Below are 12202 nucleotides of genomic sequence, written 5' to 3'. Positions count from 1 at the left end.
GCTAAAGCGATGCCGAGGCGAATTTGTCGGGGTTGAGCAGCCCCATTGCGCGTCCTCATTTTCCCGCTATGATGAAAAGCGTTATGAATGGGGATTGCATGAAAAAAAACTTCACAATTGAGGCGGCGACTAATGAAGATGTCACCGATATCGCCAGCTTGCTGAGCTGGGCTTTCGCTTTCAGCAAGGCGCGTTCGCACGAATACATCATCAACATTGGGATAGAGACGCTGCGGCTCATTCGCGGCGAGGACCGCCGTCCGGTGGTGTGCGCGGCGCTGCTCGAGACGGCGCATGTCTTCCACGGCAGGCCGGTGCGGGCGGCCAACATCGCCCATGTTGCGATCGCGCCGGAGCGGCGCGGGCAGGGGCTGGCCGTGCCGTTCGTCGATGCGCTCTGCGAGGAAGCAAAGGCGAATGGGGCTGCCATCGCCACACTCTTCGCCTCGACGAGGCCGGTCTACCGCAAGGCCGGCTTCGAACTCGCCGGCCATGAAATCGTCTACGAGGCCGAGACAGCAGCGCTGCCCGCCTTGAGTCGTCTCGCCTTCGAGCGCGTCGAACTCGACGATCCGCGTCTTGCCAGCGCCTATACCGAAAAGACGCTTCGGGAATCTGGCCTCCTCACGCGCGCGGCCGCGCACTGGAACGAGTTGCGACGCGCCCCGACCGACGCGCTCGCAGCCTATCTGGCCGAGGGTGCCTATCTGATCCTCGACATGGGCGACAAGACCCGCCTCGATGTGAGGGACTGGCACGCGGCCTCGCCAGAAGCGGCGCTTGGCCTGCTTTCCTTTCTCGCCCGGTTCCGCTCCGTCTATCGAATGGTGCGCTGGCACGGCGCCCCGCAGGACGATCTGGTGGCGGCGATGCCTGACAAGGGCTGGCGGCTTGCCCATCAGGAGGAGTGGCTGTTGCGGGTTCTCGACCCCGTCGCCGCCTTGCGCCAGCGTGGCTACCATATCGACCAGGCAAGGCTGGCACTCCGCCTTGGCGAGGCCGCGTTTCAGGTTGAGATAGACGGCAATAGGGTTCAAGTAAGCGAGGGCGCAACCGGCCCGACGGTGTCGATGCAGGCGCCGGCTTTCGTCCAGCTGTTCACGGGCTTTCGCAGCGCCTCGAAACTGGCGCAGTATGGGCTCCTTGCAGGTGACTCGGCCGACATACGCCGCTGTGACCAGCTCTTCGCCGGACCGCCGCCTTGGGTGGCGGAGCATTTTTGAACCAACAGACGCAGGAACCTTCATGACACACGCGCTGATAGCTTCGCTGAGAGCAGCAGCGGGCGACATGACGCCGGCGCTGGCGCGCGTCGCCGAGATGGTGCTGGCGCAGCCCGACGCAACATTGCGCCAGAGCATCACCGAACTCGCCGAGGTGTCTGGATCGTCGGAGGCGAGCGTCATGCGCTTCTGCCGCGATCAGGGCTTTTCCGGGTTCCAGGACTTCAAGCTGGCGCTGGCCAAGGAACTGGCGACCGACGAGCGGGTGCGAGACAGCGGCTTGCCCTCAGACGACATCCAGCGGCTGGTCGAAACCGCCATCATGTCGCTGCGCGAGACCGAGCAGTTGATCGTGCGGGAAGACATCGCCACCGCCTCGCGTAAGCTTCTCGGCGCGACTGCGGTCGAATGCTTCGGCATCGCCGCTTCCGCCGTGACGGCGCAGTACCTCGCCTACAAGATGACCCGCATCGGTAAGTTCAGCCGAGCGATGGGCGACGCGCATCTGGCGGTGATGGCGGCGGGAACCGCCCAGCCCGGCACTGTGCAAGTGGTGATCTCAAGCTCGGGCTCGACCATCGATGCCGTGCGCATCGCCGAGCTCGCGCGTTCCAAGGGTGCCTTCGTCATCGGCATCTCCAACCGTTCGAAGAGCCCGCTGATCGCCGCCTGCGACCTGGCGCTGATCGCTTCCTGGCCGGAGACGCCGCTCACCGGCGGAGCGTTCCCCTCGAAGATCAGCCAGTTGCTGATCGTCGATGCGCTGGTGGCCGAGATGACCAGGCAGGATCCGAAGCGGCTGGTCGAGCTCAGCCGCACGGCGGAGGTCGTGAGTGACCGCAGCTTCTGATTTGCCGGTGCTCGCCATCGACATTGGCGGCACCAAGATCGCCACCGCCGAGGTGAGCGGCGGCAGTATCGCCAACCGGCGCCAGGCGCCGACGCCGCGCACCGGCAGGGGCGACGATCTCATCGCAGCCATCGCCGAGCTGGCGCAGGACGGCGGCTTCGGCGCGGTCGCCGTCGCCACCACTGGCATCGTGCGCGACGGCGCGCTGACCGCGCTCAACCCTCAGACCCTGCCGATCGAGGACGGCTACCCGCTGGCTTCGGTGATCGAACGCGCCTTCGGCATGCCGCCGCTCGTCGTCAACGATGCGCAGGCGGCCGCCTGGGCCGAATACACGCTTGGCGCCGGCAAGGGTTTTCGCAGCTTCGCCTTTTTCACCGTTTCAACCGGCATTGGCTGCGGTCTTGTCGTGGATGGCAGGCTGGAAAGCGGCGCCACCGGCCTCGCCGGCCATGTCGGGCATACGCGCTCCGAGCCTGGCGGCATTCTCTGCGGCTGCGGCCGGCACGGCTGCCTGGAGACCGTCGCTTCCGGTACGGCGCTCGCACGGCTCGGCAGCGAACGCCTCGGCCGCAAAGTCGCGGCGCCCGATGTGTTCTCGGCGGCGGCGGAAGGCAACGGCGTTGCCACCAAGATCATTGCCGGCGCGGTCGATGCGCTGGTCAACGGCTTCGCCGACCTGACGGCGTCGGTCGATGTCGACTGCTTCGCCATTGGCGGCGGCGTTGGCCTCGCGCCTGGCTTCATCGAAGCGTTGCGGGTGCGCTCGCTCGACCTGCCGCGCATCTTCCAGCGCCCCATCGTCGCCGCGCAAGCCGGCGCCGATGCTGGGCTGCTGGGCGCAGCCATGCTCGCCCGATTAAGAGTATGATGGAAATTGTCATCCAAAATATCTTCTTGACAAAAACTTTCATCGACGCTTGATTAGCGGGGTAATGCTCTACCAGGAGATGCCCCGGTGCAGGCCAAGCAGGGCGATTTGTTCGCCACACTCGATGGAACGATGGTCGTGTCCTGCCAGGCCGAGCCCGGCATGCCGCTCGACGCTCCCGGCCACATCGCGGCCATGGCATGCTCCGTCGTGCTGGGCGGCGCTTCTGGCATCCGTATCGAAGGCGCAGCGAACATCGCCGCTGTCCGCAAGATGGTGAAAGTTCCGGTCATCGGCCTGATCAAGGCGAAGCGCGACGACACCGAGGTCTACATCACGCCCTCGCTCGACGACGTCGCTGCGGTTGTCGAGGCCGGCGCCCACATCGTCGCCATCGACGCCACCAGCCGGCCGCGTCCGGCCAGTTTGAAGGATATGTTCGCCGCCATCGCGGTAAGGGGGCGGCTCTCGATGGGCGATGTCGCCACGCTGGACGAAGGCCGGCGAGCGCTCGATGCCGGCGCCGACCTCGTCAGCACCACTATGGCCGGCTACACGGATTACTCCAGCGAGCAGCGCGGCCCCGCCTTCGACCTGATGGAAGAGTTCGCCCGCGCCGGCCTGCCCTTCGTCGCAGAAGGCCGCATCTGGAGCCCGCAGGAAGCCGTCCGCTGCTTCCAGCTCGGCGCCCGCTTCATCGTTGTCGGCGGTGCCATCACCCGGCCCGATGCCATCACCCGCCGTTTCGCCGACGAAGTCGCCGCCTGGAGCGCCCGTCCGCAACTGAAAAGGAACCCCAAATGATCAAGCGCCGCCGCGTCGCCGTCATCGGTGCTGGCTTCATGGGTTCCATGCATGCCGGCATCTTCGCCAACATGGTGGGCTCCGAACTCGCGGCCATCGTCGATCCCAATCGCGCCCTGGCCGAAGCTGTGGCGGCGAAGGCTCCGGGCTGCAAGGTCTATGACAGCCACCAGGCGTTGCTGGCCGCCGAGCGCGATGTCGATCTCGTCTCGATCTGCACGCCCGACAATCTGCATCTGGCGCCGGCGGTAGCCGTCGCCGAAGCCGGAATCAACGTCTTCGTCGAGAAGCCGATCTCGTCAAGGGTCGAGGACGCCAAGGCCATCATCGCCGCTTGCGAGGCGGCCAAGGTCAAGCTCGGCGTCGGCTACCTGCTGCGCTTCGACCCGCGTTACGCCGGTGCCAAGGAGCTGATGATTTCGGGCAAGATCGGCGAGCCGATCCACATTTATGCCCGCCGCAACAGCGCCCGTACTGAAGGGCCGAAACGCTATGGCGGCAAGCTGCCGCTGGCGCTGCATGTCACCGTTCACGACGTCGACATGGTGCTGTGGATGCTGGAAGGCCAGACGCCGGTCTCCGTCTACGCGCAACAGACCGACAGGTTGCTCGGCGCCTCCGGCACGCAGGACAGCATCGCGGCAATCGTGCGCTTTTCCGGCGGCACGGTGGTCAATTTCGAGAGCGCCTGGTCGCTGCCGTCAGGCGCGCGCCACATGATCGATGCGCGCATGGAGCTGATCGGCACGAACGGATCCTTCGAGGTCCAGTGCGGCGACAGCGGGCTCTATTTCGCCGGCAATGAGGGGTCGCGCGAGATCGACACCCAGCACTGGCCCCTGCTCAACGGCCGCATCGATGGCGATCTGGCGCGCCAACTCGCCGGCCTGATCGACTGGCTGGATGGCGCGGCGATGCCGATCGCCACCGGCCGGGAAGCCCTTCGTTCGCTCGAACTGACCCTTGCCATGATGCAATCGGCGGAGAGCGGCGAAATCGTGCGCCTCGGTTGAACTCAGGCAAACCGACGGCGCGAAACTGAACGAGGCCAAGCGGCCCAACAATGGGAGACGAAAACATGCTGAACAGACGCAATGTGTTGATGCTTACCGCGGCGGTGGCCACACTTGTCACGGCCTTGCCGGCCTCGGCCGACGATAAGGCCTTCAACGGTGTGCAGATCTCGGTGCTGCTCGAGGGCCATCCGACCACCGACGCTATCCAGAAGATGCTGCCGGAATTCAAGGACAAGACGGGCATCGATGTGGCTATCGAAGTCGTTCCCGAGGCCGATATCACGGCGAAGGAGCTCTTGGAGTTCTCCTCCAAGTCCGGCCGCTACGACGTCGTCCAGAACAACATCATCTATCTGCCGGGTTTCGTGAAGTCCGGCTACATTGTGCCGCTCGACGATTTCCTGGCCAAGCACAAGGAGAATTTCGACAAGGCCGATTTCGTGCCCGGCTACTTCGACACCAACGTGCTCGACGGCAAGGTCTACGGCCTACCGGTCTATGGCGAGAGCACCTTCGTCATGTACCGCAAGGACCTCTTCGAAAAGTACGGGCTGGCAGCACCCAAGACCTTCAAAGACATCGAGAACGCCGCGAAGACCATCTCAGAAAAGACCAACAAGGAGATTGCCGGCATCACCATGCGCGGCCAACAGGGCATCCAGGGCGTCTATGTCTGGGCGGCCTATCTGTGGGGCTTCGGCGGCTCCTTCCTTGGCGCCGACGGCAAGTCGGCACTGGCGACACCGGAAGGCATCGCCGCGCTCGACGCCTTCACCAAAGTGCTGAAGGACTATGGCCCGGTCGGCGTCGCAAATTTCGGCTGGGAGGAGAACCGGCTGCTGTTCCAGCAGGGCAAGGCGGCGATCACGCTCGATGCCACTGTCAACGGCGCCTACAATGAGGATCCTGCGGTCTCGACGGTGGTCGGCAAGGTCGGCTACGTGCCGGTGCCAATGAAGTCGACCTCGCCCAAGGGTGGCTCCTCCTCGCTCGCGGTGCATTCGATGTATGTTTCGGCCGAATCCAAGAACCAGGAAGCGGCAGCACTCTTCGCCGCGTGGGCGACCGCCAAGGAGCAGCAGCTGAAGTCGATCGAGACCGATCCCAACTCCGGCGTGACATCGCTCTCGGCGCTCAACAGCGACAGTTTCGGCAAGCGCTACGGCGCCTTCAAGGAAGGCATGATCGCCGCGATCAACGCCGGCAATCCGCAATACCTGCCGACCGTGGAACAGGCGAACGAGATCATCAACAACACCGGCATCGCCGTCTCCAAGGCGCTAGCCGGAACCGCAAGCGCCGCCGACGCCCTGAAGGAAGCCGACGACGCCAACAACGCCGCGCTCGCCCGATAAGGCGAAGAGGCGTGCCCTGCCGCGTGCGCTCCCTGTGCGCGGCAGGGCGAGATCAATGGCGAGGTTGATGGATTGAGCACCGTGGCCACAGCGTCGGATCCGACCAGGCATTTCTTCCAGCCGGTTATCGTCTGCCTCACCGTGGCGTCGGTGGCGCTGACGCTGTTCGTCATCTGGATATCGCTGCACGACCTCTCGCTGATGCGGGCAGGGCGGGAAAAATTCGTCGGGCTGGACAACTACATCCGCTTCCTCGGCGATCCGCGCGCCATGGCCGCACTCTGGCGTACCGTGCTGTTCACGACGCTGGCGACCGTGATCGAGATCGCGCTCGGCCTTGCGGTGGTGCTTTTCCTCGACCGCGACTTCGCCATGAAGCGGCTGGTGCGGACGCTGCTTCTGGTTCCCATCATCATGACGCCTGTGGTGGTCGGCCTCACCTGGCGCTTCCTCTTCGACCCTGCCACCGGCATGGCGAACTACCTTTTGTCGCTGGTCGGCTTCGCCCAGGTCGACTGGCTGGGCAGCCCTCAGATCGCGCTGTTTGCGGTGCTGATCGCCGACATTTGGCAGTGGACACCCTTCGTCATCCTTCTGGTGATGGCTGCGCTTGAATCGGCGCCGACCGATCCGCTCAATGCCGCCCGCGTCGACGGCGCCCGCGAATGGCAGGTCACCTGGTATGTGCTGCTGCCGATGCTGCGCCGGGCGCTCGCCATCGTCGCGCTGATCCGGGCGATCGACAGCATCAAGGCTTTCGACCTTTTCTACATCATGACCCGCGGCGGCCCGGCGCTGTCGACCGAGACGCTGAACTATTACGGCTACATCGTCGCCTTCACCAATTTCGACATTTCCTATTCGCTCGCCATCGCCATCATCCTGACCATCTTCACCAATGTCGCGCTCTTGACCATGTACAGCGTTCTGTTCCCGAAGACGGGGGACCGCTGATGGCAAGGCGCGCGCTGTTCTACGTCGGTCTGCTGCTTCTGCTGCTGGCAGTGCTGTTCCCGCTCTATTGGGTGGTCGTCACCTCCTTCAAGACGACGCGCGATGCCTTCGCCATCCCGCCCGTCTGGCTGTTCAGTCCGACGCTCGACAACTACCGCACCGTGTTCGCCAATCGCGGGTTCCTGAGCGCTTTCGCCAACTCCTTCATCATCTCGATCCTGTCCAGCGCGCTTGCCGTGGCCATCGGCTCGATCGCCGCCTACGGGCTGGCGCAGCAGCCCGCCGAGTTGCGCCGCTCCAAGGAGAAATTCATCCTCAGCCTGCGCATTGCGCCGGCATTGCTCTTTGTCATTCCGATGTATTATCTGGCGACCCGCATCGGCGCGTTGAACAAGCACTGGCTGCTGATCGCGGCCTATGCCTTCGTCAACGTGCCCTTCGCCATTTCGCTGCTGATCACCTTCTTCGACGACATTCCGAAAGAATTGCGCGATGCCGCCCGCGTTGACGGCGCGCGCGAGTTCAGGGTCTTCTGGCACGTCTATCTGCCGGCGGCACGGGGCGGCATCGTCGCCACGTTGATCCTGTGCGTGCTGTTCACCTGGAACGAGTTCTTCGTCGCTCTGGTGCTCACCGGCCGCGACACGCAGACGCTACCGGTTTCGATAACCTCGTTCCTGACATTCCAAGGCATCCAGTGGGGCGCGCTGACCGCGGCCGCCACCCTCATCATGCTGCCGATGATCGTGCTCGGCGTCCTGGTGCAGGGGCAGATCGTGCGCGGCATGACGCTTGGCAGCGTGAAGGGATAGGAAGTTTCGATGGCGCAACTCTCGATCAGGTCGGTATCGAAATCCTACGGCGCGGTTCGGGTTCTGGACGACGTCTCGGTCGAGGTGGAGGAGGGCTCGTTCGTCGTGCTGCTCGGCCCGTCCGGCTGCGGGAAGTCAACGCTGCTGCATGCGGTCGCCGGGCTCAACCCGATCGATTCCGGCACTATCGTTATCGGCGACCGCAACGTCACCAATCTTACCGCGCGGGACCGTGATGTCGCCATGGTATTCCAGTCCTACGCGCTATATCCAACCATGACGGTGGCGCAGAACATTGCCTTTCCGCTGAAGATGCGCGGCCTCGACCGCGAGACATCGGGCGAGAAGGTCGCGGACGTTGCGCGCCTGTTGCAGATCGAGCCGCTCATGTCACGGCTGCCACGCGAGCTTTCCGGCGGCCAGCGCCAGCGCGTCGCCATCGGCCGGGCGCTGGTGCGCGATCCACGCCTGTTCCTGTTCGACGAGCCGCTCTCAAACCTCGACGCCGCCTTGCGTACCGAGCTCCGCGCCGAGATCAAGCGCCTGCACCAGTCGATCCGCCGCACCATGGTCTATGTCACGCATGACCAGACCGAGGCGTTGACGCTGGCCGACAAGATCGTCGTGCTGAAGGCAGGCAAGATCGAGCAGACCGGCACGCCACTCTCACTCTACGACGATCCAGACAATGCCTTCGTGGCCGGCTTCATAGGCACGCCGCGCATGAATTTCCTCAAGGCGACTGTGGCGGATGACGGCAAGGCACTGCTCGCCGGCGAGGCGAAGGTGGACATAACGCATCTGGCAACGAGGCTGGAGAACGGCCGGGCCGTCACGCTCGGCATCAGGCCCGAGCATCTCGACGAGAAAGAGGGTGTAACCCTGTCGCTCTCAGTCGACGTTACCGAACGTCTGGGATCGACCTCCTACGTGCACGGCGCCCTGGCGAGCGGCGAGAGCGTGGTTGCCGAACGGCGCGAGGACCAGCCGGGTTTCGGCGAGATGATCACGCTGCGCTTTCAGCCGACCCGGGCGCGGGTGTTCGATGGAGAAGGAAGCCGCATTCGCTGACGCCCTACCCAGGTTTGCGCACAGTTCGCAAGGGAGAGAGGGCTTCGGTCTGAAGCATCCGTAAGCGGACTGTCTGCTCGCGGCCCCGAGTCGGATATTGGCCCAAATCGCCATCCGCGAGAGCTAAAGCAACAACGTTCATGATTCACGTTACTGGTGGGGGGATAGCCCCTTCAAATCTCCGGGATGCTCTCGCGAAAAATTACCTGCAGCCGTGGCTGGTGCAGCTCGTAGGACAGGCTCCTGACGGAATGGGAGAGGATGTTGAGCGCCTCGCGCGCCTCGACGCGCGGGTTCTGGTCGATCACCGCATCCAGTGTGCCGTCGAGCAGCAACTCCTTGGTGCCGTCCGTCACCTCGTGGCCGAGGAAGATGATCTCCTTCGCGCGCCCGCGCTCCTTGAGCGCACGGGCGATGCCGGTGTTGCCGGCGCCGACATTGTAGATCGCGGCGAGGTCCGGATGCCGCTCGAGCAGGGCTGACGCCTCTGAATAGGCCTTCTCGCGGTCGTCGAGCATTTCACGCATCTCGACAATCTCCAGATTGGGCGATTCCTCAGCGAGGATGTGGCGAAAACCCATCTCGCGCTCCTCATGGCCGCGATAGGCGAGCGAGCCGGCGAACAGCGCGACCTTGCCCGGACGGCCCACACCCATGAAGCGGTTCAGCAGATAGCCGGCCAGACGACCGGCGGCGCGGTTGTCGATGCCGATATAGGCGACCCTCGGCACATGCAGGATGTCGGAGGCGATGGTGACGACCTTGATGTCGCTCGCCGACAGCGAGCGGATCGCTTCGCGCACCGTCGGGTGGTCAAGCGCGATGACGCCGACGCCTTGCGTCTGGCCGTGCAGGTCCTGCAGCAGGCGGGCGAGCCGGTCGGGGTTGAAGCCTTCGATCGTCGTCACGCGGACGTCGAGATCGGGCCGCGCCGATGCCTGCGCCTCGATGTGCCGGTGCAGCAGCTTGATGAAGGAGTTGGTGCCGGCCGGCAGCGCGAAGTCGAGCCGGATGACCTCGCCGTGCAAAACGCGCGGCGGCACCCCGTTCGGGCTTTCGGCGATGTAGCCAAGGCGCTGCGCCATTTCGAGCACGATCTCGCGGGTGCGCGCCCGCACGCCGGGCCGGTTGTTCAGCACGCGGTCGACGGTGGCGGCGGAAACGCCGGCTTCCCGGGCTACGTCAGTTAGGGTGGAACGCACCGTCTTTCATCTCCTCAACGCATCAGGATCACGCAATGCCGGCAGCCGGCCCGATGGCCACGACTTCTCGCCATCGGCGATTCTGATGGGAAATGATGTATCCGGCCTTGGCCGAAGCGCAAGCCGTCGGACTAAATCAGCTTGCCCCGCACGGCTATTCCGGGATGAGAAGACACATTTCCCATCAAATCGAGGCATCTGGAGCGGCATATGGACCCCGGTGTGACGCATTTCCTCGCTTCATTGCCATGTTGTGAGGTATTTTGATTATTTATGATGTTGACAGCCTTTCGATACTGCCGTCAATATCCCTCATGGGCTCGTGGAGGAAACGTGAGCCCTGAGGGAGGAATTCCAATGTCTGATCTGATCCGCATATCGCGACGCCGGTTGCTGGCGTCCGGAGGAAAGGCGGCGGTGTTCGTAGCCGCCACGGGTATCGCACCGCAATTCATTCGTCCCGGCCGCGCTTATGCCGCCGACGCACTGGCACCCGGCATGATCGGCGGCCCGACCGGCTTCGAGGGCGCCGAGCGCTACCAGTATGGCGCCGATACGCCGGAGGGCCGCGCCATCGACGCGGCCAAGGCGCTGAAGGGCGCCGGCAAGGCGCCGGCCAAGATCGTGCTCGGTCTTTCGGACGGCTCGATCGGCCAGCTGACGCAGCCGTTCCCGGCCGGCGCGCCGTCGATCAAGGATCTCTGGGAAAAAGAGACCGGCATTCCGATTGAAATCGTCGGCCTGCCGAACGGCCAGGAATTCACCAAGACGATGCAGGACATCTCCACCAAGGGTGGGGCCTATGACATCTATTCGACCGAATGGAACCGCCTCGGGGACCTCGCCGAGACCGGCGGCATCGCCAAGCTCGACGACTTCGTTGCCCAGTACAAGCCTGAGTGGGACGATCCCAAGACCGGCTATGTCGATGGTGCCAAGGGCGTGTCGCTGCTCAACAAATATCGCGGCTCGAACTATGGCGTGTCGCTGGACGGCGACTTCCAGACCTGGGTCTACCGCACCGACCTGTTCGGTGACGCAGCCGAGCAGAAGGCTTTCAAGGACAAGTACGGCTACGATCTGGCGCCGCCGAAGACCTGGAAGCAGCACGGCGACATCGCCGCCTTCTTCCAGCGCCCGGACAAGGGCCTGTTCGGCTCGACCGACCTGCGCAACCAGGGCTGGGGCTACACCAACTGGTACCAGCGCTATGTCTCCATGGCTTCGCCCAACCAGTTCCTGTTCGGCGACGACGGCAAGCCGCTGATCAATTCCGAACACGGCATCGCCGCCACCGACGAATATGTCGAATCGCTCGTCCACCACTCCCCGGATGCGATCTCCTGGGGCTGGCCGGAACAGTACGGCAATTTCGCCAAGGGCGGTGCGGCGATGACCTGCGCCTTCTCCAACCTGCCGAAATTCCTCGACAATGCCGGCAACAAGGATTCGGCCGTCACGGGCAAGATCGGCTCGATGCTGCCGCCCGGCCGCGAGATCGACGGCAAGCTGATCAGCCGCTCGGTGCTGTGGTTCTCGCTGACCGGCATGGTCTCGTCGCAGTCGAAAAACCAGGAGGTCGCCTATCTCCTGCTGCAATGGCTGGGCTCGGCCCGCATCTATGCCTGGATGAGCGCCAACCCGGGCGGCTATCTCGATCCGTTCCGGCTTTCGGATTTCTCCGATCCGCTGGTACGCCAGACCTATCACGCCTACCACATGGACGTGGTGCGCGAGACGGTCGCCCGCACGGTGCCGACCATCAACTATCCCGGCGCAACCGCCTTCCACAACGCGCTCGACGAAAACCTCATGGCCTCGCTGACCAAGGCCAAGACATCGGAGCAGGCGATGGCCGACACCGAGACCGAGTGGAAGAAGATCGCCCGGCGCATTGGCGAGGACAAATTGCTCGAAGCCATCCGAACCAACAAGGAGGCCTGGCCGACCGTTCTCGATCCGATCAGCTGATCCGTCTCCCTGGATCAGAGCCGGAGGGGAGGGGCGAAGGCTCTTCCCCTCCGCACTCAACGCCACCAGGAAA

Annotated in this window: 11 protein-coding genes; 10 read left to right on the top strand and 1 reads right to left on the bottom strand. The window is 64.1% G+C overall.

Annotated elements, in window-relative coordinates; translation table 11 throughout:
• The first annotated feature begins 98 nt into the window (after positions 1-98).
• From eis to ACFX5Q_RS16960, 9 genes are all read left to right on the top strand, one after another.
• Positions 99-1223, top strand: a complete 1125-nt coding sequence (gene eis / locus ACFX5Q_RS17000; protein ID WP_404279783.1) for an enhanced intracellular survival protein Eis — start codon at positions 99-101, stop codon at positions 1221-1223.
• Between the two features lie 22 nt (positions 1224-1245).
• Positions 1246-2073: a MurR/RpiR family transcriptional regulator gene (locus ACFX5Q_RS16995; protein WP_404279781.1), complete on the top strand. Its 828-nt coding sequence runs from the start codon at positions 1246-1248 to the stop codon at positions 2071-2073.
• Positions 2057-2944, top strand: a complete 888-nt coding sequence (locus ACFX5Q_RS16990; protein ID WP_404279779.1) for an N-acetylmannosamine kinase — start codon at positions 2057-2059, stop codon at positions 2942-2944. The genes ACFX5Q_RS16995 and ACFX5Q_RS16990 overlap by 17 nt, the downstream gene beginning before the upstream one ends.
• Before the next feature lie 87 nt (positions 2945-3031).
• Positions 3032-3748 (top strand): N-acetylmannosamine-6-phosphate 2-epimerase, encoded by a 717-nt coding sequence (locus ACFX5Q_RS16985; protein ID WP_404279777.1) that lies wholly within the window; start codon positions 3032-3034, stop codon positions 3746-3748.
• The gene (locus ACFX5Q_RS16980) at positions 3745-4761 is read left to right on the top strand and encodes a Gfo/Idh/MocA family protein (RefSeq protein ID WP_404279775.1); all 1017 of its coding nucleotides are present in this window, start codon (positions 3745-3747) and stop codon (positions 4759-4761) included. The genes ACFX5Q_RS16985 and ACFX5Q_RS16980 overlap by 4 nt, the downstream gene beginning before the upstream one ends.
• 65 nt (positions 4762-4826) lie before the next feature.
• Positions 4827-6119, top strand: coding sequence for an ABC transporter substrate-binding protein (locus ACFX5Q_RS16975; protein WP_404279773.1), 1293 nt, complete (start codon positions 4827-4829; stop codon positions 6117-6119).
• An 81-nt stretch (positions 6120-6200) separates the two neighbouring features.
• Positions 6201-7073, top strand: coding sequence for a carbohydrate ABC transporter permease (locus tag ACFX5Q_RS16970; protein WP_404279771.1), 873 nt, complete (start codon positions 6201-6203; stop codon positions 7071-7073).
• Positions 7073-7885: a carbohydrate ABC transporter permease gene (locus ACFX5Q_RS16965; protein WP_404279769.1), complete on the top strand. Its 813-nt coding sequence runs from the start codon at positions 7073-7075 to the stop codon at positions 7883-7885. The genes ACFX5Q_RS16970 and ACFX5Q_RS16965 overlap by 1 nt, the downstream gene beginning before the upstream one ends.
• Before the next feature lie 9 nt (positions 7886-7894).
• On the top strand, positions 7895-8956 hold the full coding sequence (locus ACFX5Q_RS16960) for an ABC transporter ATP-binding protein (RefSeq protein ID WP_404279767.1): 1062 nt from the start codon (positions 7895-7897) through the stop codon (positions 8954-8956).
• Positions 8957-9129: 173 nt separating this feature from the next.
• Here ACFX5Q_RS16960 and ACFX5Q_RS16955 read toward each other — a convergent pair whose 3' ends face one another.
• Positions 9130-10158: a LacI family DNA-binding transcriptional regulator gene (locus ACFX5Q_RS16955; RefSeq protein ID WP_192259955.1), complete on the bottom strand. Its 1029-nt coding sequence runs from the start codon at positions 10156-10158 to the stop codon at positions 9130-9132.
• Between the two features lie 357 nt (positions 10159-10515).
• Between ACFX5Q_RS16955 and ACFX5Q_RS16950 the strand changes: the two genes are divergently transcribed.
• Complete coding sequence (locus tag ACFX5Q_RS16950; RefSeq protein WP_192259953.1) at positions 10516-12129, top strand: extracellular solute-binding protein; 1614 nt, start codon at positions 10516-10518, stop codon at positions 12127-12129.
• The last annotated feature ends 73 nt before the right edge of the window (positions 12130-12202 follow it).

The organism is Mesorhizobium sp. IMUNJ 23033, from assembly GCF_044778005.1.
Taxonomy (GTDB): domain Bacteria; phylum Pseudomonadota; class Alphaproteobacteria; order Rhizobiales; family Rhizobiaceae; genus Mesorhizobium; species Mesorhizobium amorphae_A.
This window is presented reverse-complemented; position numbering and strand designations above follow the sequence as displayed.

What these genes read in the sequence shown, in the direction of transcription:
- eis (WP_404279783.1), top strand. Translation starts at nt 99, where the DNA reads ATGAAAAAAAACTTCACAATTGAGGCGGCGACTAATGAAGATGTCACC.
- ACFX5Q_RS16950 (WP_192259953.1), top strand. Translation starts at nt 10,516, where the DNA reads ATGTCTGATCTGATCCGCATATCGCGACGCCGGTTGCTGGCGTCCGGA.
- ACFX5Q_RS16995 (WP_404279781.1), top strand. Translation starts at nt 1,246, where the DNA reads ATGACACACGCGCTGATAGCTTCGCTGAGAGCAGCAGCGGGCGACATG.
- ACFX5Q_RS16980 (WP_404279775.1), top strand. Translation starts at nt 3,745, where the DNA reads ATGATCAAGCGCCGCCGCGTCGCCGTCATCGGTGCTGGCTTCATGGGT.
- ACFX5Q_RS16965 (WP_404279769.1), top strand. Translation starts at nt 7,073, where the DNA reads ATGGCAAGGCGCGCGCTGTTCTACGTCGGTCTGCTGCTTCTGCTGCTG.
- ACFX5Q_RS16975 (WP_404279773.1), top strand. Translation starts at nt 4,827, where the DNA reads ATGCTGAACAGACGCAATGTGTTGATGCTTACCGCGGCGGTGGCCACA.
- ACFX5Q_RS16960 (WP_404279767.1), top strand. Translation starts at nt 7,895, where the DNA reads ATGGCGCAACTCTCGATCAGGTCGGTATCGAAATCCTACGGCGCGGTT.